At 55.9% G+C, this 23645-nt stretch carries 22 protein-coding genes; 16 read left to right on the top strand and 6 right to left on the bottom strand.

What is annotated here, in order from left to right; genetic code table 11:
* Positions 1-40: 40 nt before the first annotated feature.
* Positions 41-340, bottom strand: a complete 300-nt coding sequence (locus ACT3R7_RS16490) for a YciI family protein (protein WP_018918013.1) — start codon at positions 338-340, stop codon at positions 41-43.
* Positions 341-523: 183 nt separating this feature from the next.
* Here ACT3R7_RS16490 and ACT3R7_RS16485 point away from each other — a divergent pair, with 183 nt between their 5' ends.
* Entirely contained in the window at positions 524-1462 is a 939-nt protein-coding gene (locus tag ACT3R7_RS16485; protein ID WP_192537429.1) for a PHP domain-containing protein, read from the top strand.
* 67 nt (positions 1463-1529) lie between these two features.
* Positions 1530-2153 carry an L-threonylcarbamoyladenylate synthase gene (locus tag ACT3R7_RS16480; protein ID WP_192537373.1) on the top strand — a complete coding sequence of 208 codons (624 nt, stop codon included), beginning with the start codon at positions 1530-1532 and terminating at the stop codon, positions 2151-2153.
* 116 nt (positions 2154-2269) lie between these two features.
* Here the strand turns inward: ACT3R7_RS16480 and ACT3R7_RS16475 are convergent, their stop codons facing one another.
* Both ACT3R7_RS16475 and ACT3R7_RS16470 read right to left on the bottom strand, forming a co-directional pair.
* A complete protein-coding gene (locus ACT3R7_RS16475; RefSeq protein WP_192537372.1) occupies positions 2270-3145 on the bottom strand; it encodes an ion transporter in 876 nt (291 codons plus the stop codon).
* Between the two features lie 126 nt (positions 3146-3271).
* Positions 3272-4159, bottom strand: coding sequence for a CYTH domain-containing protein (locus tag ACT3R7_RS16470; protein WP_192537371.1), 888 nt, complete (start codon positions 4157-4159; stop codon positions 3272-3274).
* 136 nt (positions 4160-4295) lie between these two features.
* Between ACT3R7_RS16470 and ACT3R7_RS16465 the strand changes: the two genes are divergently transcribed.
* From ACT3R7_RS16465 to argA, 3 genes are all read left to right on the top strand, one after another.
* Complete coding sequence (locus ACT3R7_RS16465) at positions 4296-4976, top strand: TIGR00153 family protein (RefSeq protein ID WP_018918008.1); 681 nt, start codon at positions 4296-4298, stop codon at positions 4974-4976.
* Between the two features lie 9 nt (positions 4977-4985).
* Positions 4986-6251: an inorganic phosphate transporter gene (locus tag ACT3R7_RS16460; protein WP_192537370.1), complete on the top strand. Its 1266-nt coding sequence runs from the start codon at positions 4986-4988 to the stop codon at positions 6249-6251.
* Positions 6252-6401: 150 nt separating this feature from the next.
* Positions 6402-7718, top strand: coding sequence for an amino-acid N-acetyltransferase (argA, locus tag ACT3R7_RS16455; RefSeq protein WP_192537369.1), 1317 nt, complete (start codon positions 6402-6404; stop codon positions 7716-7718).
* Between the two features lie 94 nt (positions 7719-7812).
* On the opposite strand, the gene ACT3R7_RS16450 is transcribed toward argA, so the two are convergent.
* A complete protein-coding gene (locus tag ACT3R7_RS16450; RefSeq protein ID WP_192537368.1) occupies positions 7813-8667 on the bottom strand; it encodes an SDR family oxidoreductase in 855 nt (284 codons plus the stop codon).
* Between the two features lie 720 nt (positions 8668-9387).
* Between ACT3R7_RS16450 and ACT3R7_RS16445 the strand changes: the two genes are divergently transcribed.
* From ACT3R7_RS16445 to ACT3R7_RS16435, 3 genes are all read left to right on the top strand, one after another.
* Entirely contained in the window at positions 9388-10176 is a 789-nt protein-coding gene (locus ACT3R7_RS16445; protein WP_192537367.1) for a hypothetical protein, read from the top strand.
* 154 nt (positions 10177-10330) lie between these two features.
* The gene (locus ACT3R7_RS16440; protein ID WP_192537366.1) at positions 10331-10768 is read left to right on the top strand and encodes a phage holin family protein; all 438 of its coding nucleotides are present in this window, start codon (positions 10331-10333) and stop codon (positions 10766-10768) included.
* Positions 10765-11958 (top strand): DUF3618 domain-containing protein, encoded by a 1194-nt coding sequence (locus ACT3R7_RS16435; protein WP_192537365.1) that lies wholly within the window; start codon positions 10765-10767, stop codon positions 11956-11958. The genes ACT3R7_RS16440 and ACT3R7_RS16435 overlap by 4 nt, the downstream gene beginning before the upstream one ends.
* A gap of 128 nt (positions 11959-12086) precedes the next feature.
* Here the strand turns inward: ACT3R7_RS16435 and ACT3R7_RS16430 are convergent, their stop codons facing one another.
* Positions 12087-12989 carry a MurR/RpiR family transcriptional regulator gene (locus tag ACT3R7_RS16430; protein WP_192537364.1) on the bottom strand — a complete coding sequence of 301 codons (903 nt, stop codon included), beginning with the start codon at positions 12987-12989 and terminating at the stop codon, positions 12087-12089.
* A gap of 183 nt (positions 12990-13172) precedes the next feature.
* Between ACT3R7_RS16430 and ACT3R7_RS16425 the strand changes: the two genes are divergently transcribed.
* Positions 13173-14498 (top strand): aspartate aminotransferase family protein, encoded by a 1326-nt coding sequence (locus tag ACT3R7_RS16425; RefSeq protein WP_192537363.1) that lies wholly within the window; start codon positions 13173-13175, stop codon positions 14496-14498.
* Positions 14499-14538: 40 nt separating this feature from the next.
* Complete coding sequence (locus ACT3R7_RS16420; RefSeq protein WP_192537362.1) at positions 14539-15111, top strand: carboxymuconolactone decarboxylase family protein; 573 nt, start codon at positions 14539-14541, stop codon at positions 15109-15111.
* A 21-nt stretch (positions 15112-15132) separates the two neighbouring features.
* Here the strand turns inward: ACT3R7_RS16420 and xseA are convergent, their stop codons facing one another.
* Entirely contained in the window at positions 15133-16473 is a 1341-nt protein-coding gene (gene xseA, locus ACT3R7_RS16415) for an exodeoxyribonuclease VII large subunit (protein ID WP_192537361.1), read from the bottom strand.
* Between the two features lie 108 nt (positions 16474-16581).
* On the opposite strand from xseA, the gene ACT3R7_RS16410 reads away from it, so the two are divergent.
* From ACT3R7_RS16410 to ACT3R7_RS16385, 6 genes are all read left to right on the top strand, one after another.
* The gene (locus ACT3R7_RS16410) at positions 16582-17091 is read left to right on the top strand and encodes an opioid growth factor receptor-related protein (protein WP_192537360.1); all 510 of its coding nucleotides are present in this window, start codon (positions 16582-16584) and stop codon (positions 17089-17091) included.
* Positions 17092-17295: 204 nt separating this feature from the next.
* Entirely contained in the window at positions 17296-18765 is a 1470-nt protein-coding gene (guaB, locus tag ACT3R7_RS16405) for an IMP dehydrogenase (RefSeq protein ID WP_192537359.1), read from the top strand.
* Positions 18766-18859: 94 nt separating this feature from the next.
* Positions 18860-20437 carry a glutamine-hydrolyzing GMP synthase gene (gene guaA / locus ACT3R7_RS16400; RefSeq protein WP_192537357.1) on the top strand — a complete coding sequence of 526 codons (1578 nt, stop codon included), beginning with the start codon at positions 18860-18862 and terminating at the stop codon, positions 20435-20437.
* Positions 20438-20745: 308 nt separating this feature from the next.
* The gene (locus ACT3R7_RS16395; RefSeq protein WP_001297323.1) at positions 20746-21954 is read left to right on the top strand and encodes a tyrosine-type recombinase/integrase; all 1209 of its coding nucleotides are present in this window, start codon (positions 20746-20748) and stop codon (positions 21952-21954) included.
* A 283-nt stretch (positions 21955-22237) separates the two neighbouring features.
* The gene (locus ACT3R7_RS16390) at positions 22238-22468 is read left to right on the top strand and encodes a helix-turn-helix transcriptional regulator (protein ID WP_001565729.1); all 231 of its coding nucleotides are present in this window, start codon (positions 22238-22240) and stop codon (positions 22466-22468) included.
* Positions 22469-22695: 227 nt separating this feature from the next.
* On the top strand, positions 22696-23607 hold the full coding sequence (locus tag ACT3R7_RS16385; RefSeq protein ID WP_227651339.1) for a replication initiator protein A: 912 nt from the start codon (positions 22696-22698) through the stop codon (positions 23605-23607).
* The last annotated feature ends 38 nt before the right edge of the window (positions 23608-23645 follow it).

Below are 23645 nucleotides of genomic sequence, written 5' to 3'. Positions count from 1 at the left end.
GTGAATTAGCTGGCGGACCCTCCACACTAGCGACTTTCGGTCAAGGCAAAACTTTCTTGAACGGCTTAACAATTACCTTGGCATAGACACCTGCAATGATGTATGGATCAGCGTCAGCCCAGCTTTGAGCGGCTTCTAGGCTGTCGAATTCCGCCACGATCAAGCTGCCGCTAAAACCCGCATCACCGGGGTTTTCGGTATCGACCGCCGGATGCGGTCCCGCCAATACCAGGCGGCCTTCATCGCGCAGCGCTTCAATACGGGCCAGGTGATCTGGGCGGGCGGCCATACGGCGCTCCAGGCTATTCGATACGTCTTCACTAATAATCGCGTAAAGCATGGGGATAACTCCTTAAAAGCATGCAGTAAAGCGCTCTATGCGGCATTGACCGCACTCGTATAAGCGCGCACCATGGCGAGCATTCGTGCACCGTCCCATACAGAGCATTATGAACACACAGCATTATGCCTGTTCGTGTACGACATCCCTATTCTGACAAACTCGCCACACGACGTCATGCCCATGCCCTTGATCCCCACGTTACTTCCTGCGGTGTTTGATGCAGATCAGCGCTATTCGGCTGATCTGCACATGCACTCAACGGCGTCCGACGGCGCGTTAACCCCCACTGAGCTGGTAGCGCTATGCGCTGAGCGCGGCCTTACCCACATGGCGTTGACTGACCACGACACCATGGACGGTATCGACGAAGCCGGGCAGGCCGCCCAGCAGGCCGGGATTTGTCTGGTACCCGGCTGCGAGTTATCCACCCGCTGGCAGGGTATCAATATTCACGTGGTCGCACTCATGCCGGGTGGCCTGCAGGGGCCGTTGGTGGAAGGGCTTGAACAGCAGCGTCTGGCGCGTATTCAGCGCGCAGAAGTGATTGCTGAGCGCTTGGAAAAGGTGGGCCTGCCCAACGCCCTGGCAAAAGCCCGTGAGCAGGCGGGCAGCGACCGCCCGTTGGGGCGGCCTGATTTCGCCCGCGCGCTGGTCGCCGAGGGTGTAGTGGCCGATTGGGCTACCGCGTTCAAACGTTACCTGGGTAGCGGCAAGAAAGGCGATGTTAAAGCCCACTGGCCGGAAATTAGCGAAGTCGTTGAGTGGGTGGTGGCTTCCGGCGGCGTAGCGGTCATCGCGCACCCGTTACGCTATGGGTTAACCCGGCGTAAACGGGGTCTTTTAATGGATACCTTTCAGGCGGCGGGCGGAGACGCAGCTGAGTTGGTCAGCGGCCAGCAGAATCCGGATGTCACGCGTGACTTGGCCCGCCAAATGGTCGAGCGTGGGCTTTACGCTTCATTAGGCAGCGACTTTCACTTCCCCGGCAGCCACGCCGCGCCCGGCAGCATGAGCATGGTGCCGCGCACGGCCGCCCCGCCTATCTGGCAGCACCCCCGGTTGTCGCATCTGCGCGACGCTCCCGCTGGGCCATTAGCCGCTTCGTCAGCTATGGTATGAGTACGCGTATAAATAAGTAAGTGAACACCCCAATGGATTGAAATGAGCCCACGGGCAGGAGCAGACTATGAGTCAGTATTTTCAGATTCACCCCGAAAACCCGCAAAAGCGTCTGATCGATCAGTCTATCGAGATTATTCGCAAAGGCGGGGTGGTGGCTTACCCAACGGATTCGGGCTATGCGCTGGGCTGCCACCTGGGTGAAAAGAAAGCGATTGAAAAGATAAAGTGGCTGCGCTCGCTGGATGACAAGCACAACTTTACGCTGATGTGTTCGGACCTTTCAGAAATTGGCACTTATGCCAAGGTGGATAACGCCGTTTTCCGGCTGCTGAAAGCGCATACGCCAGGGCCGTATACCTACATCCTGGATGCCACCACCGAAGTGCCGCGCCTGCTATTGCATCCCAAGCGCCGCTCGATTGGCGTGCGCGTACCCGATCACCGGATTACCCACGCGCTGCTTGAGGCCCTGGGCGAGCCGCTGATGAGCGTGACGCTGATTCCGGTAGGAGATGACCTACCCATGAGCGACCCCGAAGAAATTCGCGAGCGCTTTGGAGCACATCTGGATCTAATTATTGATGGCGGCGCCTGTCATCTCGACCCCACCAGCGTAATTGATTTGCGTGAACTGCCGCCCAAAATTGTGCGTGAAGGACGCGGCGATATTACCCCGTTTGAAAGCTAAGTCCTGGAAAGCTAAGTCCTGGAAAGTTAAGTCCTGGAAAGCTAAGCCCTGGCTTAGCGCCATGCCCACGCGAGCGTGGCCATGGCGCTACCAGATATTTTGAGTAGCCAGCCAAGCTAGGGTTCTTTCTGCAGGTCTTCTTTGTGCGGGTCTTCCGTTGTTTCATCCAACCAGGTACCGCAGCGCAGGCAATAACGAGCACGCTTTTCGTGACGGTCATGGCCGCAGCCCGGGCACGCCTCATCGGAGTAGCGGTCTTCACGAATAGAGCGGATTACCTGGGCGGAAAAAATACCCGTGGGCACCGCGATGATCGAGTAACCAATCAGCATCAGAACCACGGTAATCGCTTTGCCCACCGCTGTACCGGGAACGATATCGCCATACCCTACCGTGGTAACGCTTACCACTGCCCAGTAAATCGACATGGGAATGCTGGTAAAGCCTGTCTCCGGCGACTCGATGGTATACATAAGCGCGGCGAACATAGTAACGACCATCAAGATGCTGCAGAAGAACAGCAGTACCTGATGAAAACTACGTTTTAAGGCATCGATCAGCAGGCGTCCTTCACCCACAAACTCCATCAGGCGCAGAATACGAAAAATTCGCAGCACCCGTAGGATGCGAATAATCACCAGCGCATGAAAACCCGGCATTAGTAATACCAGCCAGGCGGGCAGAATAGAGATCATATCCACCACGCCGTAAAAGCTTTTCAAGTAAATAGACGGACGCTCAAGGCAGTAAATACGCACGGCAAGTTCCAGCGTAAACAGTATCGTGAACGCCCACTCCAGGTAATAAAACAGCCAGCCGTACTCCTGGGAGACATCTTGAACGCTACCCAGCAAAATCACCCCAACACTGGCCATGATCATTACGATCAGCGCAATATCGAATCCTTTGGCAGCCGGGGTATCGGATTCAAAGATAATATGAAAAAGCTGGGTGCGTAGGCCCTCAGCTGCAGGTGTCAGGTTGAAGCTCATAGCAATCCCAGTGAAATAAACAATCACTTATCTGGTGATTTAGCCTATTGGTAAACATTCTTGATATACAGTACGTGTTTCAAGCCCGCATGGTCTGAACCGATGTCGCTTAAAACAGTATGAATGTCAGCTTAGCGCGCTTTGCAGCGCTAAACGATGTGAAAGCGTCAATAGATTAACGCCATAGGCAATGCTGGGCTGGCCATCGCCCAGAAGCGCTGCCGGTAAGGCTTTAGCCTGCATCTGCATGTCGGCAGACAAACCTGGATGTTCGGCCAACTGGGCTAACGCGTCCTGGGCCACGTTAAGGTAGTGGCCTTGCTGGCTATCGTGATAGGCATCCAGAGCAAGCGTTGCCCGGTGAAGCCATTGCGCGGGAGTGGTAGCCTCGGGTAGTGGCCACTGCTGGGCAGCCAAGGCGTTGCCGCGGGATGCTTTACTGCTGTCAGACGGGCGAAGCGGGATCTTTTCGGCAAGCGCGATGGCTAACGACCACAGGGTTTCCGGATCACCGGCTTTTAACTCCAGCTCTAGCTCACAAATAGGCGTGCGATAAGCGCCGCTCTCGATCTCGCCTTCATCCATTACCAACTCAATATGACTGCCTTGCCAGGTCAACTGCCAGCTACGCCGGATAAAATCGGTGCGCAGCTTGGGGGCAAGGCTTGCCAGCCGCTCGGCCAGCTCGCCTTGAAAGGGCGGTAGTGCGGCCAAGCCTTCCTGATCCAACTGGTTGCCAGTGACAGGCCATTCCCACTCTTGGCGACTGGATAACCCGCCCCCACCTTTGCCTGCCGTTTTCACGGTTTGCAGTACGCGCTCATCTATCTGGCGCAGACGAACGGCCACGCGGGCGTTGGCTAAGTCGTTGGTTGGGGTATCGAAATAGGTATTGGCGAGGGTTTGGGTGAGCGGTGGTTGAGACGCGAGTAACGGGTGGCTTAACAAGGCCCCAATGCTTGCAGGCGCAAGGGCAAGCTTTAATTCTACTTCAATAGGAGTTGCATTTTTCATGACAATAGCCACTCTTAAACGTGAAATGCTGATGAAATTTTTGCTACCAATATGAACTTTTCATGACGGCGGCGAGCGCACTCTTTATACTGGCGTCGCCATTTCCAGGCTCCCCGAAAACAGGCTAAAAGGCACTATGGTTACCTCCAATCCTTTTTCTGCGATGTTTGGCCGCTCGCCATTCCAGCCGTTGCTGGCCCACATCGTCAAGGCCAATGAATGCGCCGATCAGTTGTTGCCATTTTTTGAAGCATCCCTTGCTGGCGACTGGGATAAAGCTGCTGAGCTGCGTGAAAACGTGACCCGCTTAGAGCACGAAGCCGATGTGCTGAAAACGGACCTGCGGCTTAACCTGCCCAGCACCATGTTTTTGCCGGTTTCCCGGTCCGATCTGCTGGATTTGATTAGTGTGCAGGACAAAATCGCCAACAAGGTGCGCGACATTACCGGCATTATGCTGGGGCGTAAAATGCGCGTGCCTGACGAGCTCGCCGAGCCGATGCGCGATTATATGATCACTAGCGTGGCATGTGTTGCTCAAGCGCGCCAAGCACTTGAAGAGCTGATGGAACTCCTTGAGTCCGGCTTTGGGCGGAATGTTTCCGATGTTATGCACAACATGATTCGCGAACTGCATAACTTTGAACACCAGGCGGACGCTCAGCAGGTCGCCATTCGTCGGCAGCTTTTTCAACTTGAAAGCCAGCTGCCACCCGTCGATGTGATCTTTCTTTACAAGATCATCGAATGGGTAGGTGAAGTGTCCGACCGCGCTGAGCGTGTGGGCAGTCGCTTGCAGATTTTGACCGCTCGCTAAGGGGATTTCATGCATATTATTGCCCAGCACGGTGATATTTTTATCATCCTGGCCTGTTTGTTTGGCTTTTTTATGGCTTGGGGGGTCGGTGCAAACGATGTCGCCAACGCCATGGGAACCTCGGTGGGGTCGAAAGCGATCACCATCAAACAAGCTATTATCATTGCGGTTGTTTTTGAATTTTTAGGTGCCTGGCTTGCCGGTGGTGAGGTAACGGCCACCATCCGTGGCGGAATCATCGACGCCAACCTGCTTGAAGCGAACCCACAGTTTCTGGTTTACGGCATGCTGTCTGCGCTCTTGGCTGCCGGTATCTGGTTAATGGTGGCTTCCGCCCGCGGTTGGCCGGTTTCCACCACGCACTCGATTGTCGGCGCTATCGTGGGTTTTGCCGCAGTCGGCCTGGGCGTGGATGCAGTTGCCTGGGGCAAAGTGGGCCAGATCGCTTCCAGCTGGGTCGTCTCGCCGCTGATCGCCGGTACCATCGGCTATATGCTGTTTAAGTCGGTGCACCACCTGATATTTGAAAGCTCAGACCCGTTTGCGGCGGCCAAGCGCTATGTGCCGGGCTATGTGTTTTTAGTCGGCTTTATCGTGTCTATGGTGACGCTCACCAAAGGGCTTTCCCATGTTGGCTTACACCTTACCTTTAGCCAGAGCCTGTTGCTGTCGATCTTGATTGGCGTGTTGATTATGGGCCTTGGCATCATCATGCAGCGGCGTATCAAGTACACCCAGAATGCCAACGATCATTTTGGCTATGCCAATGTAGAGCGCGTGTTTGGTGTGTTGATGATCTTTACCGCGTGTGCCATGGCGTTCGCCCACGGTTCTAACGATGTGGCCAACGCGGTTGGCCCGCTGGCCGCCGTCATTAGCGTGGTGCGCAGCGAAGGCATGATCGATAGCGCCGCGCTGGTGCCCTGGTGGGTGCTAGTGCTGGGCGGTGGCGGTATTGTGTTTGGCCTGGTGACTTACGGGCATAAAGTCATCGCGACCGTAGGCACCGGGATTACTGAGCTAACCCCGAGCCGTGGCTTTGCAGCAACGCTTGCCGCTGCCAGCACCGTGGTGGTTGCCTCCGGCACGGGCCTGCCAATTTCGACGACTCACACTTTGGTCGGCGCGGTACTCGGTGTCGGCTTGGCACGCGGTATGGCGGCACTTAACCTGCGCGTTATCGGCACGATCGTTATTTCGTGGCTGATTACGCTGCCGGCTGGCGCGGGTCTGGCCATCGTGTTCTTCTTCATGTTTAAAGGCATGTTCGGCTAGCAGTAAACGCCTGACTCTCAGCGGCACCTTCATGCAGATTTGCGTTAGCCAATTTGCAATAGAAGGTGCCGCTGTTTTTTGTGCTCTGGTAAAGTAGCGAGTAGATTTTAAACGCAGAGTTTTTCTTTCACTTGCTGCCGGAGAGCGGCCTTGGATAAGCACTTCCCCTTTGTTGATTGGTTTCGTAACGCTTCCCCCTACATTAATGCGCACCGGGGGCGAACCTTTGTCATCTTGATTGAAGGCGAAGCCATGGCGTCTGGCCGCGGGGAACAGCTCATTCAGGATTTAGCCCTGCTGCATACGCTGGGCGTGCGATTGGTCGTGGTATTCGGCACGCGCCCCCAGGTACAGGAAGCGCTTACCCAGGCAAACGTTGAGCCTACGCGCATTAACGGCCGCTGGGTGGCCGACCGTGCGGTGATGACTCACGTAGAGCAGGTCGCCGCGCACCAGCGGCTCTGGCTTGAAGCACGCCTGTCACTCGGCCTACCCAGTACGCCGCTTCACGGCGTTGAACTCAGCGTGATTTCCGGCAATCTGGTCACCGCCAAGCCCTTGGGCGTGCGTGAAGGGGTCGATTTTGACCATAGCGGCGAAGTACGCCGCGTGCGCGCAAGCGCGATTGAAGGGCTGCTGGATAAAGGCTCGTTAGTGCTTCTGCCGCCGCTGGGCTTTTCAAGCACGGGGGAAGTATTTGACCTGGATGCCGCAGAAGTTGCCCAGCACGCCGCCGTGGCGCTCAAGGCCGATAAGCTGATACTGCTGGGCGACTCGGAAGGCCTGCAGGATGAAGAAGGTGCCTTGCTGCGCCAGCTAACCCCTGCCGATGCCGAACCCAGACTTGAGAGCGCGCTGCCCGGCAGCGAGCTTGCCCGTCACCTTCAGGCAGCGTGTAACGCCGCACTTGAGGGTGTGGCCCGCACGCACTTGTTGTCGTGGCGCAACCACGACGCGCTGCTGGGGGAGCTATTCACCCGGGACGGCGTGGGCACCATGATCACCCAGCACCGCTACGAGCAGCTACGCCCGGCCAAGCTAAACGATATTGCCGGGCTGCTTGAGCTGCTTGAGCCTCTGGAGCGCCGCGGCATGCTGGTGGCCCGCTCGCGCGAGCGCCTGGAGCACGAAATTGATGACTATATGGTCATCGAGCGTGACGGCATGGTGATTGGCTGCGCCGCGCTGCACCTGTTCCCCGAAACCACGATTGCCGAACTGGCCTGTGTAGCGGTACACGGCAGCTACCGAGGGGGCGAGCGCGGAGAGCGTTTGATGGAAGCCCTGGAGCGCCGCGCCCGCCAGCGTGGGCTAACCGCCATATTTGTGTTAACCACCCACACGGCCCACTGGTTTGTGGAACACGGCTTTCAAACGGCCAGCCTGGATGATTTGCCGCCCTTGAAGCGCGAAGCCTATAACCACGCACGTAAATCGAAAGTGTTGGTGAAGAAGTTGGCGGGATAGGGGGATGGTGAATGATGAGTTGGGAATAGTGAGTTGTGAAATCGGGGGCTGTTAGGGGCGGGGCGGCCTTTGGCTGGCCCCGCCCGGTTGGTCATCAGGTGTTTAGAATAACCCCGCCGTTAAGGTGCAAGGTCTGCCCGGTCATATACGAAGAATCTTCGCTTGCCAGATACACATAAGCGGGGCCCATTTCGCTGGGCTGGCCCGCGCGATTCATTGGCACTTGGCCGCCAAACGAGGCCACTTTCTCATCATCGAAGCTTGCTGGAATCAGCGGGGTCCACACTGGGCCTGGCGCCACGGCGTTAACGCGAATGCCGCGATCCATCAACGACATGGCCATCGAGCGCATAAACCCTTGAATCGCCCCTTTGGTGGCACTGTAGTCAATCAGCGTATCGTTGCCTTTAAAGGCGTTGATAGAGGAGGTCTCGATGATGGTGTCGCCTTTTTGCAGATGCGGCAGCGCGGCTTTCGTCACATAGAAGTGGCTGAAGATATTGGTCTGGAAGGTGCGCATTATCTGCTCATCTGGCACCTCGGTCAGATCGTTCCAGTCGTACTGCTCGGCGGCATTATTGACCACAATATTGAGCTTGCCGAAGTGATCCAACGTCTTCTTGACTATCTCACGGCAAAACTCAGGGTCACCGACATCGCCCTTTAGCACCAGGCAGCTGCGGCCTTCGGCCTCTACCAGCGCTTTAGTATCCTCAGCATCTTTATCCTCCTCCAGATGAACAATAACGCTATCGGCGCCTTCGCGAGCGTAGTGCACCGCAACGGCACGTCCAATACCGCTATCGCCGCCGGTAATAAGAGCGACCTTATCTTTAAGCTTTTGAGTTCCTTGATAGCTATCGCGAATGAACTCAGGTTCGGGGCGCATTTCATGCTCATCGCCTGGCTGTTCGTCCTGATGCTGAGGCGGTAGTTTTTGCTCGCTCATGTGCAATTACTCCTTGTTGGCACAGTAATCTTTCCAACACCGCAGGCGATGACGCCCAGGGGCCGTTACGTCAATATTTACCCTAGCGCACCCCTGTAAAGAGAGCCAAATTGAAAGCTTACTAAGCTGGCTTTTTTATTAATGTTAGTGGTTAACGCTACTCTAATAGTGGTGGCATTAAATAATCGATTTTTTAATGCTGGGGCTCTAAATGGCGTTGTTGGTATTTAGCCAAGCTTGAAATCAAGATTACACGGAGAGACGGTTAAGCTATTAATAAAGATGCCTTAATAAAGTAGGGGCGCAATAAAAGAGTAATCAGTGTCTTGTGGGCAAGGGAATTCATTGGCGTTGAAAAATAATTTATAAAGTTATCGATCATATATTAAATCTTGTGCCTGGATTTATTTAAGTGTTTGTAATTTATAAGTAAAATTAAAATAAATGGCGCGTTGTAAGGTTTTTAATATAGGTTAATAAATTTGTTTTGATAATGATTAAAGTTATTCGCTATTAGGAGGAGGGTGGGGGTATAAATTGACAGGGTAAGGAGGCGCACTATATTGAAAAGACGCTTAAATTAAGAGTTCCATTAAATATCTAACGGAATGCTTTATAAAGCGCTTATTAATGTAGCAGTGGTCCAGTTCGTTTTGTTTCACCTAGCGTACTTGTTCGATACAGTCGCTAATGAGTGAAGCGACAAGGAGGAAGTGACTAATGATTGATCATGGAAAACAGGCTGACCCAGGTTCTTCATCTACGCCGAATACGGCTACCGGTTCGCCTCAATCGAATAACGGTACAGCGCATTCTCCCAATAGCGACCATCTAAAGCAGCAAGGTCGGGATGCCGTTCATGATGTAAGTGATGCAGCCCAGCATCAGGCTGAACACTTTTATAACCAACAGCGTGATACCGCTGCCGAGCAGACGCAAAAATTTACCAGCGTCTTTTATAAAATGGCCGATGAGTTCGACAATCAGCAGCAGCCCTATTTCTCCCAACAGGTTAGAAAGCTTGCTGATACCGCTGATCGTCTCTCAAATAAACTGCGTGACAAGGACTTAAAAAGTATTTGCCAGGAAGCGCAAAGCTACAGCCGTCGCGAGCCAGCTCTTTTCTTTGGTGGCGCGATTGCTGCAGGCTTTTTGCTAACACGCTTTTTACGCAGTTCTGGTCAGCATTCGCATTCATCAAATGATCATTCTCACCCGTCCAGCGGTTACTCCAACCAGCCTTCGGGCGCATATTCCAGCCATTCGTCGCCAACGCCTGACAATCCCTCGGCAGGCATTATGCACGGCGCTTCTACCGGGGTGGCGCATGACCCAACCCAGCAAAGCTCGTCGCTGCAGGGGACTTCACGCGGTCCAACAGTAAATCCCGGGGCTTCGTCCAGTACTTCTCCCAGTACGTCGCCAGGCTCATCACAAGGCTTGGCCAATGACCCCTTGGGTGGTGCAGGTTCAGTGAACAAACCCAGCGGTCCCGGTGGAAGTATCTGACGGTTTAAAACAGCCTCTATGCAATGTGATAGTAGCTCTAAGGCGCTTTGATTAACCCCTTATGAGCTACTGCTTAACCCAGGCCAGGTTTAGAACCGTTGAGCGTCTAAACATCTAGCTAAGCGCCCTGACTACCGGGCAAAGGAGGTTACGAATGGATTCAGATCATAAAACTTCATCGCAGGGATCGTCTGTCGGGTCGCTTTTATCGACGGTCATGCAGGAAATAACGTCTCTAGTGCGCAATGAAGCTGAGCTTGCCAAGGCCGAGGTGTCGGAAAAAACGCATCAGGTAATGGCGAGCATTGCGACCATTGCAATTGCTGGCGCAGTGCTGCTGGGCGGCTTTCTTACGCTGCTTGCCGCGCTGGTATTTGTGCTAAACGAAGTGCTGCCACCCGATATGACGCCATGGCTATCCGCGATCATCGTGGGTGTCGTCGTGACACTGATCGGCTTCATTATGCTTAAAGGCGGTATGAAACAGCTTCAGGCGCGCAATCTAATGCCTAATCGCACGATCAGTAGCTTGCGTCACGATAAGGAATTCGCCAAGGAGCATCAGCGCAACGTCAAGGAGGAGCTAAAATGAGTGACCACGATCACGATCATAAGCGCAGTGACCATACTCACGATGAGCGCCATGATCATCGCCCCGATCATCGAAGTACGGAAGAGATCGAAAAGGATATCCATCGTTCGCGTGAACGCCTTGACTCCACTCTGCACGAAATCGAGGAACGCTTCTCTCCTCAGCAGCTTTTCAATACGTCCTATGAGTATATCCGGCAAGGTGGCGCCAACGAGTTTGTGTCCAACCTGGGTAATACCATCAAGCAAAACCCAGTGCCTTTTTTAGTGACTACTGCGGGTCTTGGCTGGCTGATGATGGCCCAGCGTAATCCGAACCAGGGGCATCGCTATCAGCGTGGACCGTCGCATCACTATATGGATGAGCATGCGTCTACCGGATATAGCGGCTCTCACGGCTCGCCGGGTGTTCCCGTTCATGAAGGCACGCATACGCATGGCGGTACGCAGAACTATACCAGTACGCCAGGCTACGTCGCCGGTAACCCTGAGCCCCATGGCGATAGCAAAGGCCGGATGAGCAGCGTGAAAGAGGGCGCCAAAGATAAAGCCCATCATTTCAGTGAAAAAGCCAAAGACGTTGCGCATCAGATAGGTGATAAAGCGCATCATCTTGGCGAAAAGGCACAGCATATGGGAGGCAGTATGCGCGATTCTACATCCCACCTTCAGCACGGTACGCGGGATCATCTTCACAACATGTCTGAACGCGCCCGCCACATGGGCAGTAGTTCATCTGATTTTGTTCAGGAGCATCCGCTAGTGGTAGGCGCCTTAGGCGTTGCTCTGGGCGCTGCCTTGGCAAGCCTGTTTCCGACCACGCGCAAAGAGGATGAATACATGGGCGAATACCGTGATCGCGCCCTGCACAGAGCGGCGGAAGCGGGGCAGGAGCAGGTAGATAGAGCCCAGGATAAGATCCATGAAAAGGCGGAGCATATGAAAGACGATACGCATGGTAATCAGCATTCATCGTCCAGCGATAACGATCAGTCAATGTCTCGCTCCACCACGCCGGGAAGCCCTTCGTCCAGCAGCCAGGCTCCAGGCCATAACTCGGCCTCAGGCATTAGCTCAAGCACTACCGGCACCACGCCGGACACCTCAAAGGGCGTTAGAGAACCAGGCTTGGCGGGCTCGAACACGCCTTCCGGCAACACCCAGGGCTCAGGTACCAATAAAGCCCCGTAAGCGGTAAGCGTTATCCTCTTATGAAAAGTAGTGCCCGGCCCAGGCCGGGCACTTTTTTATGTGCGGTACTTTCGCAGGTACTTTCGCAGGTACTTTCGCAGCGCCAACGCTGGCTAAAGCGATACTGCTCATTCCCGCCTAGGGAGCGTATTTGAGTAGGTATTAAAACGAGCCAGGTGATCATCAGCGTCCTGCAGGGCTTTCAATGCCGAAGGGCGATCGAGCTCGGCCAGCAGCGTACAGAGCACTTCCGATACGGCCAGGGCAGGGGCCAGTGTGTGAAAGAAACTGTAGCTCTCCGTGGCGCAGTAAATCGTATGCTCGGAAATTCCCGCCAGCGGTGATACCTCACTATCGGTAATCGAGAGAATAGACAGGCCTTTCTCTTTTGCCAGCTGCGCAAGCGTCAGCGTATCCAGCGCGTAGGGTTTTATGGATACGACCAGCACCACCTCATCCGGTTTTGCACGAATCAAGGCGTCGCCGCCCGTTCCGGCAGGGCCATCAAGATGAACCGAGCGCTCGCCTAAGAGTGACATCACGTAATGAAAATGCCAGGCCACCACATGACTTGAGCGTAACCCCAACACATAGACTTTTTTGGCCGCCGCGAGCCTTTCGGCCATGGCGGTTAAGCGCTTGAGCTGCTCGGGCTCGCAGAGCGCTGCCATCTGGGCGCTTAACCCGTGCAACATGTGATAGGCGATATCACTGCCTGGGGGGCTCGCCGCCTGAGCATCGCGTTGGCGTACCTTCGCCGCAAAGCCATCGTTTCGCTGACGCACCGTTTGTGCGTAGTGGGCGCGAATTTCGTTATAGCCCTGAAAGCCCAGCACTTTGGCAAGCCGCGTCATGGTGGCTGGCTGAACCGCCGCCAAACGCGCCAATTCGCGCATGGACACCAAGGCCACTTCTTCCGGATGCTCAAGCACGTAGCGCGCTGCCTGTTGCAGCTGGGCTGACATACCATCGAACTGAGCAATGATCTGCTCTCTTAGCGGATCGCTCTGTGAAACAGGGCTTTGTGGCATAGGAAGGTGCCTCTTAACACGCCTAGGGCTTGAGATGATTGCGCACGAGTGTAAACGCGGCTTTTCAACGAAAACAATGATCCGTTTGTTTTAATAAATTATATAATGATTGTATTGTTGCATTAATGGGTTGGAACGTGCCACTCTTGCGCTGAACGTAGCGTTTGAAAAGGAACGATAATAATGGCGCGTATTCTTCATCGCAGTATTGGCCAGGCGTTGCCGCACGCGGCGTCAGCGCAAGGCGTCTATATCACTGATACCCAAGGGCGCCGCTACCTGGATGGTTCGGGCGGGGCGGCGGTGACGAGTGTGGGGCACGGCCACCCGGAAGTGCTGGCGGCCATGCGCGCCCAGATTGATAACCTCTGCTACGCCCATACCGGATTTTTCACTACGGACGCCGCCGAGGAACTGGCCGAGAAGCTGGTGAACCTGGCCCCAGATGGCCTGGATTACGTTTACCTAGTCTCCGGCGGTTCAGAAGCGGTAGAGGCCGCGTTAAAAATGGCCCGCCAGTATTTCGTTGAAACCGGCAGGCCAGAGCGGCGGCATATTATCGCCCGGCGCCAGAGCTATCACGGCAATACCCTGGGCGCGCTTGCCACCGGCGGCAACGCCATGCGTAGGCAGCAGTTCCAGCCGCTTTTGCCCCAAACCCATCATGTCTCGCCCTGTTATGCCTATCGTGACAAGGCAAGCGACGAATCTTTTGAGGCGTATGCCGCAAGGCTTGCCGATGAGCTTGAAGCCAGGATTCTCGAGCTGGGCCCTGAAAGCGTGATGGCGTTTGTGGCCGAACCCGTGGTGGGGGCTACGCTTGGCGCCGTGGCCTCTGAGGCGGATTACTTCAAGCGGGTGCGGAAAATCTGCGATCAGTACGGCGTGTTGCTGATTCTCGATGAAGTCATGTGCGGAATGGGGCGCACGGGCACCATGTTCGCCTGCGAGCAGGACGGCATCACGCCCGATATTCTCACCGTGGCCAAAGGCCTGGGCGGCGGCTACCAGCCGATTGGGGCTGTGCTATTGTCCTCCGCTATTTATGATAGCTTCGCCAACGGCTCCGGCCTTTTCCAGCATGGGCATACGTACCTTGGCCACCCGGTCGCGGCGGCTGCGGCGAATAAGGTTGTCGAGATCATCGCGCGGCCTGAAACGCTGGCGAATGTAAACGCCATGGGCGCGCGCTTGCAAAGCGGTCTTGAAGCGGCGCTGGGTGCATCACCTTACGTAGGCGATATTCGGGGTAGGGGATTGTTTCGGGGCATTGAGCTGGTGGCCGACCGCGAGCTAAAGACCCCGTTTGACCCCGCTCGAAAGATTCACGCCAAAATTAAACGCCAGGCCATGGCACGCGGCCTGATCAGCTATCCCATGGGCGGCACCATTGATGGCGTGTATGGCGATCATGTGCTGCTTGCACCCCCATATACCATCCAGGCGGACGAGATCGATCTACTCATTGAGCGGATCACTCAAGCGGTTGACGCCGCAATAGCCGAATAACCTGGCGCGATAGCCAAATAATCCAAGAGGAAATACCACGATGAAGCAGTCACCCTGCCCGCCGATGACCGATGCCGACTGGCCAGAAGAGTCTGCGGAATTACGCGAAGGTTTTGCCGGGCGCTTGAACGTTTACCGCACCATGGCGCACCATCCGGCCCTGCTAAATGCCTGGGCGCCGTTGCGGCAGCACGTGGTGAAGGACAATGCCCTGGGCCCCGAGTTAACCGAGGTGGTGATTCTGCGTGCAGGCTTTCGCCTGGGGTCTGCCTATGAGTGGGCGCACCATATCAGCCGTGCGCTGGCGCTAGGGTTTTCCGAGGCGCGGATTGACGCTATTCGTGGCGTGCCGGAAGCGATTGATGGCGTTGATGGCCTGATTGTTAACGCAGTGGATGCGCTACTCGACGAGCGTATGCTGGCAAGCCACCAGGAAGAAGCGTTGGCTGAGGCGATAGGGCGTAAGGCCGTGATCGACCTGATGGCCATGGTCGGCTTCTACTCGGTGCTGGGATATCTACTCAAGACCTACGACACGCCGATTGATGAGGCTATTCAAGCCGAGGCCCGGTCGAATCCAGGGCTGTTTTCACTAACACCGCCGCCTGTATAGCAAGCTAAGGTCTCGGGCTGCTTACTTAAACCGCCGCTTTACCTCAACACTCAGCCTGCCTTCACCCAAGCGTAGCGAGAGCTTCTGACCTGGCTGGGTCTCCTCGGCACGGCGCACGACCTGGCCCTTGTCATCCTGAGCAATCGCATAGCCCCGGCCCAGCACCGCCAGCGGGCTGATGGCATTAAGCTCCCGCGCCGCACTGGTTAAACGCGCCTGCTGGCGTTGAAGCTGGCGCTGCATGGCGTTTTCCAGACGGCGGTTCAGTTGACTCACCCGTTCGCTTTCGGCGCGGTGCAGGCGCGCCATGTCCTGGCTCGCCAAGCGCTTGCCCAGTTGCGTTACCCGTGCCTGCTGCTGGGCAAGGGTTTGCTGCATGGCGCGAGTTAAACGCTGAGCAAGCGTTGCCACGTGCTGGCGCTGGCGGTTTAACTGCTCGCCGGGGTGCCTGAGCCGGGCACGCAGGCTATCCAGCTGTTGGCTATCGCGCTCCAAGCGGCGCTGCATGGCGCGGTGCAGGCGGCTTTGCTGGTCAGCCAACTGGCGCTTCAAAGCGTGTTGATCCGGCACCAGGCGCTCGGCGGCGGCCGAAGGGGTTGGGGCGCGAACATCGGCGGCAAAATCCGCGAGCGTGACATCCACCTCGTGGCCTACCGCCGACATCACTGGCAGGCGTGAATGAAAAATCGCCCGGGCCAAATGTTCGTTATTAAACGCCCATAAATCTTCCAGGCTGCCGCCGCCCCGGGTGATGAGTACCACATCGCGCTCAGGGTCCAGCCGTGCCTGGCGGTTGAGTAGCCCAAGTGCTGCGATCATTGCCGGTGCCGCTTCCACACCCTGCACTGGCACCGGGATTAGTGTGACATCCGCCAAGGGCCAACGAGCCGCCAAAACGGCCAGCACATCGCGAATGGCCGCGCCGGTGGCCGAGCTTAAAATCAGAATCTTGCGCGGCGGAAAGGGCAGGGTGCGCGTATTGGCAAACACGCCTTCACCGTCCAGCTGGGCTTTGAGGCGCTCAAACGCGGCCAGCAGCTCGCCAAGCCCTGCCGCCTGCACGGCTTCGGCAATCAGTTGGTAGTCACCGCGTGGCTCAAACAGCGACACCCGCCCGCGCAGTTTTACCTGGTCACCATCGCGCATGGGCGCCGACACAAAGCGCGCCCGCTGACGAAACAGCGCGCAGCGCACCTGGGCGCGGTCATCTTTAAGCGTGAAGTAGATATGCCCCGAGGCCGGGCGCGAAACGTTAGAAAGCTCGCCTTCCACCCACACCTCGCCCACATCGCGCTCAAGCGCCTGGCGGGCCTGCTTGTTTAGCTCGCTGACAGAAAGGGCGGTGGATGTTGCTGGGTTCATGGTCGTCCCTTGCACTGGGGTTCAGGTATCTTTGCGGCTAACCGCGTAACATGGCGATGTTATTACACAATATCATTGTATTACCCAAGGCGAGCACGAGGAAATGCCATGAGCCACCACACCACACCGCTTATCGATTTTTACCGTGGCGAGGCAACGGATCATCAGGGGCGCTACATCGATGCTATCTGGGCCTTATCGCCTTTCTGGCTGGAGCATACCCACGACTATATTCAGTGGCTTTTTCCGATTCCCGAGGTTGGCCGTTTTAATGGTTTTGCGCCCCCGCTAACGGTTATTGAAAGGGATGCCTTTAAAGACGATAGCGCGTTACGTGAACGCCAGCGAACGTCGCTGGATGTGATGCTGAGCTTTTTAGGCCTGGCGCGAGATGGGTTTACGATCACCGCCCAGCCGGGACTTAATATGCGCGAACATATTTGGCTCAAGGCGGGAGGGCATAATCACCTGCGTATTTCGCGCATGATTCGCTCTTTGGCACATTGCCATCAACAGGCGCTAGCACTTGCCCTGCAGGAAGCCGTAGTGCGCATTGGTTCTGAGCAAGGCATCGTCTCGGATGCGTCTATTCAATACTGGCTTAGCGCGCATCAGTAGTCGGCGCATGACATAAAACACGGATCATCACGCGTTTTCCCGTCAGGCGTAAGGCAGTGACTTAACAGCAAACGCACATGGCTTATTAGCCATAGGTATAAATTCAGCAGCGTGACGACATTGCTGGGGCGCCCCTCAAAACGCTATAATGGGGGATTAACTTTTCACGCCCCTTCTTCCCACATCACATTGGGTGTTGCCGCTATGCTACGTATGGCCCAAGAAGCGCTTACGTTCGATGACGTACTTCTCGTTCCTGGCTTCTCCGATATCCTCCCCAAGGATGTCAGTCTCAAAACCCGCCTGACCCGCAATCTCTCGCTTAATATCCCGCTCGTTTCTGCTGCAATGGACACCGTGACCGAAGCGCGTCTGGCGATTGCGATGGCTCAGGAAGGCGGCATCGGCATCATCCACAAGAACATGACCATGACCCAGCAGGCTACCGAAGTCCGCAAGGTCAAAAAGCACGAAAGCGTCATTGTTAAAGACCCGGTCACCGTTAGCCCCAAGGCCAAGCTTGAAGACCTTCTCGCGATGGCGAAAGAGTACGGCTTCTCAGGCTTCCCGGTGGTGGAAGGCGAAACGCTGGTGGGTATCGTGACCGAGCGTGATATGCGCTTTCAGCCGAACGTCGGCGACAGCGTGGCCGATATCATGACCCCGCGTGAGCGGCTGATTACCGTTAAGGAAGGCACCGACCTTGAAACCAGCAAAGCCAAAATGCGCGAACACCGCATTGAGAAAATGCTGATTGTCGATGACGCCTTCCATCTGCGTGGCCTGGTGACTTTCCAGGATATCGAAAAAGCCCGCACCTACCCGATGGCCGCTAAAGACAGCGATGGCCGCCTATTAGTAGGCGCTGCCGTAGGTACCGGCCCGGAAACCCCGGACCGCGTTGCTGCGCTTGCCGAAGCTGGCGTTGACGTCATCATCGTCGATACCGCTCACGGCCATTCCCAAGGCGTTATCGACCGCGTTAGCTGGATCAAAGAACACTTTCCGGACATTCAGGTGATCGGTGGCAACATCGCTACCGCCGCCGCTGCTAAAGCACTGGCCGAAGCCGGTGCTGACGGCGTGAAAGTAGGCATCGGCCCGGGTTCCATCTGCACCACGCGTATTGTGGCAGGTGTGGGCGTGCCGCAGATCACCGCGGTTTCCAACGTGGCCGCTGCGCTTAAAGAGTACGACATTCCGTTGATTGCCGACGGTGGCGTACGCTTCTCTGGCGACTTGGCCAAGGCAATTGCCGCTGGCGCCAGTGCCGTAATGGTCGGCGGCCTGCTGGCCGGTACCGAAGAAGCGCCGGGCGAAGTCGAGCTGTTCCAGGGGCGTACTTATAAAGCCTACCGTGGCATGGGTTCCATGGGCGCCATGGCGCAGAACCAGGGCAGCGCCGACCGCTACTTCCAGGATAAGGATGCCGGTGCCGAGAAGCTGGTGCCCGAAGGCATCGAAGGCCGCGTACCTTATAAAGGCATGATGAGCGCCATCGTTCACCAGATGATGGGCGGGCTGCGCGCCTCCATGGGCTACACCGGCTGCCGCGATATTCAGGAAATGCGCACCAAGCCGGAATTTGTCCAGATTACCGGTGCTGGCTTTAACGAATCCCACGTTCACGACGTGCAGATCACTAAAGAAGCTCCCAACTACCGGGTGAGCTAACCAGCGCTTTTAGTTGAATGGCGGCGGGCTTTGCCCCGCCGCTTGCTTTTTAGCCTTACCAGCAGCACCTCCACTGCTTACTCGAGACACCGCCATGAATGATATCCACGCTCACAAGATCCTGATTCTCGACTTCGGCTCACAGTACACCCAGCTGATCGCCCGCCGGGTACGCGAAATCGGCGTATTTTCTGAGGTTCGCGCCTTCGATATTACCGAAGAAGAGATCCGCGAGTACAACCCCAACGGCATCATCCTGGCCGGTGGCCCCGAGTCCGTGACCGAGCTGGATTCCCCGCGTGCGCCGCAGTGCGTGTTCGAAATGGGCCTGCCCGTGTTTGGCGTTTGCTACGGCATGCAGACCATGGCCGAGCAGTTGGGCGGTAAGGTGGAAGGCTCCAACAAGAGCGAGTTTGGCTACGCGCAAATCAGCATTGACGCTGAAAACGTGCTGTTCAAAGACATCAAAGACCACGTAGACGCCGCCACCGGCAAAGCCCTGCTGGACGTATGGATGAGCCACGGCGACAAGGTAGCCAAGGCGCCTGCCGAGTTCACCATCACTGCCTCCACACCCAGCTGCCCGATTGCGGCGATGGTCTGGGAAGAGAAGCAGTTCTACGGCGTACAGTTCCACCCGGAAGTGACTCACACGCTGCAAGGCCAGCGGATTCTTGAGCACTTCGTGCTGGATATCTGTAAAGCCGAAAAGCTGTGGACGCCTGCCCAGATCATCGAAGATCAGGTACAGCGCGTACGCGAGCAGGTAGGCGACCGTCACGTACTGCTCGGCCTCTCCGGCGGCGTGGACTCTTCTGTAGTAGCAGCACTTCTACACAAAGCGATTGGCGACCAGCTGACCTGCGTATTCGTCGATAACGGCCTGCTGCGTAAGCAAGAGGGCGACCAGGTAATGGAAACCTTCGCCAAGCACATGGGCGTGAAGGTCATCCGTGTAGACGCTGAAGACCTGTTCCTGGGCAAGCTAAAAGGCGAGAAAGACCCGGAAGCCAAGCGCAAGATCATTGGCAACACGTTCATCGATGTGTTCGATGAAGAAGCCAGCAAGATTGAAGGCGTCGAGTTCCTGGCCCAGGGCACCATCTACCCGGACGTGATCGAATCCGCTGCCTCCAAAACCGGCAAGGCGCATGTGATCAAATCCCACCACAACGTGGGTGGCCTGCCGGAAACCATGAAACTTAAGCTGGTCGAGCCGCTGCGCGAGCTGTTCAAGGATGAAGTGCGCAAACTCGGCCTGGAACTCGGCCTGCCCTACGACATGGTTTACCGCCACCCCTTCCCGGGGCCGGGCCTGGGCGTGCGTATTCTGGGTGAAGTGAAGAAAGAGTACGCCGACATTCTGCGTGAAGCTGACGCCATCTTCATCGAAGAACTGCGCGCCTCCGGCTGGTACGAAAAAACCAGTCAGGCATTCGCCGTGTTCCTGCCGGTGAAATCGGTAGGCGTCGTCGGCGACGGCCGCCGCTACGAGTGGGTCATCGCCATCCGCGCGGTAGAAACCATCGACTTCATGACCGCCCGCTGGGCGCACCTGCCCTATGAGCTGTTGGAGACCGTTTCCAACCGCATCATCAATGAGTTGGGTGGGGTTTCGCGGGTGACTTATGATGTGAGTAGTAAGCCGCCTGCTACTATTGAGTGGGAGTGATCCCACGTCCGGCATAGACTGGCACCAAAGAGCATTAAAACACCCATAAGCCCGCATAATTGCGGGCTTTTTTCGTTCTTGGCGTAGCAATGTCTGGCAAATTTTCGCATCGCCAAGCACCCCGTTTCTATGGCATGGTAGATGGTACGATTTGAACCTGATGCCATGTTCGGCACTCGATACCATGCCGCCCCTGATGGGGTGTTCATGGTATTGAATTTAGGTAACACATTGTTCTTAAAGATATTTTTTGAGAATTTGTGGGGCTTTTTGAGCATGGTATTTTTGAGAGGAAACCTAACCCGACCATGCTGACCGATACCAAGCTGCGCAACCTCAAGCCAAAGGACAAGCTCTACAAAGTGAATGACCGTGACGGCCTCTACGTGGCCATCACGCCAGCGGGTTCGATTTCATTCCGCTACAACTACTCGATCCACGGTAGGCAGGAGACCATCACCTTCGGCCGCTACGGTGTCGGAGGGATCACGCTAGCGGAAGCCCGCGAACGGCTGGGCGAAGCCAAGAAGATGATCGCCGCAGGGAAATCTCCAGCCAAAGAGAAGGCGCGGGACAAAGCCCGCGTTAAGGACGCTGAAAACTTTGGTGCTTGGGGCGAAAAATGGCTACGCGGCTATCAAATGGCGGACGTTACCCGCGATATGCGTCGAGCTACCTTCGAGCGCGAGCTTAAGCCGAAGTTCGGTAACCAGAAGCTGACAGAAATCACCCATGAGGATTTACGGGCGCTGACTGATGCGATTGTGGAGCGCGGGGCACCGGCAACGGCCGTGCTTTGCCGCGAAATTGTGATGCAGGTCTTCCGTTGGGCTATAGAACGCGGCCAGAAGGTTGAGAACCCGGCCGATCTGGTGCGCCCGTCGACTATTGCAAAGTTTGAGCCGCGAGATCGAGCACTTACGCCCGATGAAATCGGCTTGATGTACCAGTACATGGAGCGCATTGGCACCACACCTTCGATCCGCGCGGCCGCCAAGTTGCTGTTGCTGACGATGGTACGCAAAAGCGAACTGACCAACGCAACGTGGAGCGAAATCAATTTCACCGAAGCGCTCTGGACAATCCCCAAGGAGCGGATGAAGCGCCGCAATCCCCATCTGGTGTTCCTGTCGAGGCAGGCGCTCGACATTTTCATAGCTCTGAAAACCTTCGCGGGCGGCTCGGAGTACGTGCTGCCATCGCGCTATGACTCGGACTTGCCGATGAGCAGCGCCACGCTCAATCAGGTGCTCACGCTGACCTATCGTCTGGCCCAGAAGGAAGGGCAGTCGCTTGGCAAGTTCGGACCGCACGACTTGCGGCGTACAGCCAGCACGCTGCTGCATGAGGCAGGCTATAACACTGACTGGATCGAGAAGTGCCTTGCGCACGAACAGAAGGGCGTTCGAGCCATCTACAACAAGGCCGAGTACCGCGATCAGCGCCGGGCAATGCTACAGGATTGGGCGGACATGATTGACGAGTGGACAATCAGGAAGCCCCGCCTCAAGGACTGATTCGGAGTCTTGAGACCTGCATTTTGTAGCGAAATGCCCACTTCGGAGGGCTTTTTTTTGTCCGTAAAACGTATTCCATATGGACAGGCAATTTTCGCTATCTGCGTCAAATAAAGTGCCAAGAAAAACAAAGAATTGCGAAGGTTTTTGTTTTGAAAGGCGGACAATTTACGGACACTAAGGCATTGATTTTATTGAGAAAAAGTTCTCTATACTGCTGGAAATCACCGGCATTGTGGGGCAATAATTAAACCTCGGGCGATGACAAAACGAGGTATTCGGTGTGGAAAGAGAATTAAGGAGAGTGAGTAAAGTTCTCATTAGCAAAAAGCAGCTGCTGGAGATGATTCCACTGTGCGAGCGCACGATCTACAACTTTGAAAAGCAGGGAAAATTCCCTCAGCGCATCGCACTTAGTAGTCGCAAGGTCGTGTGGGATTTAGCCGAGGTCGAGGCATGGATTGATGCGTGCAAACATTCCGGCTCGGCCCCTCGTCCCGGAATGGGGGCCTGAATTGTGGCGGCCAACTTGCAGGCGACATTTACGAGTAGACCGCTTGTACTGGGCTTAATACAGCTCCGGTTGGGCCGTGCATGAGTAGCCGAAACAGCGGTCTTAAGCCCATAGGCGCGGTAATAGGCGACTCTGGCGGGCTACTGGAACGCCTTGAAAATATCAGGAAGCGGAACAGTGACCGAACTCCGGCTGCTGAACGCGGTAGACCGTCTAACGTCTCGACCGTGCATGAACAGATGGAAAGGGCAAAAGAGCGGGACAAAGCGTTGTCACTTGTCCGCAAGCCTCCACAAGGCGACGCTCAGCCAGATTTTTTTGCGCCCAGCCTTTATGACGTGGGCGGCCGCGACAATCGCAGCGTCATGGATGTGGCCGTGTTCCGTTTATCCAAGAAGGACAAGCGAGCCGGAGAACTGATCCGCTACGACCTGCCGGATGGATACGTGGAAGTGTCCGCAGGAGCGCACGGAATGGCCTCCGTTTGGGACTACGACATTGTGCTGATGATGGTGTCTCACTTGACCGAAGCTATGAACCGCTATCGAGAAGGAAAGGGTGGCAAGCCGGGGAGAGTGTTTCGGCTGCATGTTAGCGACATCCTCAGATTTGCCCGACGTGGTAACGGTAGTAGTCAGGTTAAGGGAGTGGAAGCCGCGCTAGATCGGTTGCGGGGTACTACCATCAAGACAGTGCGCGAAAGCGGCAAGTTCCGGACAACCGAAGCCGAGGGGCTGATCGCGCGCTATCGTGTTCTGTCACGCACGGACACCAAGAAGATAAGTTCTGTCGAGATTGAAGCCCCGGAGTGGATTTATCGAGAAGTCACCGAGGGCAAGCGTCCGGAGGTACTTACAGTACACCGGGACTACTTTCTGATCGAGCCGGGCATAGGACGCTTTATCTACCGACTGGCTCGCCGTGCCGCAGGCAGGGATAGCGCTAAATGGGCTTTCAAGACCCTTTACGAACGCAGTGGAAGCGGTGGCTCGTTCAAAAAATTCTGTTTCTTCCTTCGCGGGATCATCAAAGCCGATGACCTGCCTGAATATGCCTTGTGCGAAGAAGCGGGGAAGGATGGCCCTCTACTGGTCATGAGGCACCGCAATTCCTCGTCGGAACCGCTGGGCGGTTCCTAATAGACGGTGAGTGAGATCGCAAAAGAGCCCCGTTGCGG

The sequence above is a fragment of the Halomonas sp. AOP43-A1-21 genome (assembly GCF_052376775.1).
GTDB lineage: Bacteria > Pseudomonadota > Gammaproteobacteria > Pseudomonadales > Halomonadaceae > Vreelandella > Vreelandella colorata.
Note: the sequence above shows the minus strand (reverse complement) of the source record. Positions and strands in the feature narration are given on the sequence as shown.

Excerpts from the sequence above, each read along its gene's own strand:
- ACT3R7_RS16490 (WP_018918013.1), bottom strand. The coding sequence starts at position 340 with ATGCTTTACGCGATTATTAGTGAAGACGTATCGAATAGCCTGGAGCGC.
- ACT3R7_RS16485 (WP_192537429.1), top strand. The coding sequence starts at position 524 with ATGCCCTTGATCCCCACGTTACTTCCTGCGGTGTTTGATGCAGATCAG.
- ACT3R7_RS16480 (WP_192537373.1), top strand. The coding sequence starts at position 1,530 with ATGAGTCAGTATTTTCAGATTCACCCCGAAAACCCGCAAAAGCGTCTG.
- ACT3R7_RS16475 (WP_192537372.1), bottom strand. The coding sequence starts at position 3,145 with ATGAGCTTCAACCTGACACCTGCAGCTGAGGGCCTACGCACCCAGCTT.
- ACT3R7_RS16470 (WP_192537371.1), bottom strand. The coding sequence starts at position 4,159 with ATGAAAAATGCAACTCCTATTGAAGTAGAATTAAAGCTTGCCCTTGCG.
- ACT3R7_RS16465 (WP_018918008.1), top strand. The coding sequence starts at position 4,296 with ATGGTTACCTCCAATCCTTTTTCTGCGATGTTTGGCCGCTCGCCATTC.
- ACT3R7_RS16460 (WP_192537370.1), top strand. The coding sequence starts at position 4,986 with ATGCATATTATTGCCCAGCACGGTGATATTTTTATCATCCTGGCCTGT.
- ACT3R7_RS16450 (WP_192537368.1), bottom strand. The coding sequence starts at position 8,667 with ATGAGCGAGCAAAAACTACCGCCTCAGCATCAGGACGAACAGCCAGGC.
- ACT3R7_RS16445 (WP_192537367.1), top strand. The coding sequence starts at position 9,388 with ATGATTGATCATGGAAAACAGGCTGACCCAGGTTCTTCATCTACGCCG.
- ACT3R7_RS16440 (WP_192537366.1), top strand. The coding sequence starts at position 10,331 with ATGGATTCAGATCATAAAACTTCATCGCAGGGATCGTCTGTCGGGTCG.
- ACT3R7_RS16435 (WP_192537365.1), top strand. The coding sequence starts at position 10,765 with ATGAGTGACCACGATCACGATCATAAGCGCAGTGACCATACTCACGAT.
- ACT3R7_RS16430 (WP_192537364.1), bottom strand. The coding sequence starts at position 12,989 with ATGCCACAAAGCCCTGTTTCACAGAGCGATCCGCTAAGAGAGCAGATC.
- ACT3R7_RS16425 (WP_192537363.1), top strand. The coding sequence starts at position 13,173 with ATGGCGCGTATTCTTCATCGCAGTATTGGCCAGGCGTTGCCGCACGCG.
- ACT3R7_RS16420 (WP_192537362.1), top strand. The coding sequence starts at position 14,539 with ATGAAGCAGTCACCCTGCCCGCCGATGACCGATGCCGACTGGCCAGAA.
- xseA (WP_192537361.1), bottom strand. The coding sequence starts at position 16,473 with ATGAACCCAGCAACATCCACCGCCCTTTCTGTCAGCGAGCTAAACAAG.
- ACT3R7_RS16410 (WP_192537360.1), top strand. The coding sequence starts at position 16,582 with ATGAGCCACCACACCACACCGCTTATCGATTTTTACCGTGGCGAGGCA.
- guaB (WP_192537359.1), top strand. The coding sequence starts at position 17,296 with ATGCTACGTATGGCCCAAGAAGCGCTTACGTTCGATGACGTACTTCTC.
- guaA (WP_192537357.1), top strand. The coding sequence starts at position 18,860 with ATGAATGATATCCACGCTCACAAGATCCTGATTCTCGACTTCGGCTCA.
- ACT3R7_RS16395 (WP_001297323.1), top strand. The coding sequence starts at position 20,746 with ATGCTGACCGATACCAAGCTGCGCAACCTCAAGCCAAAGGACAAGCTC.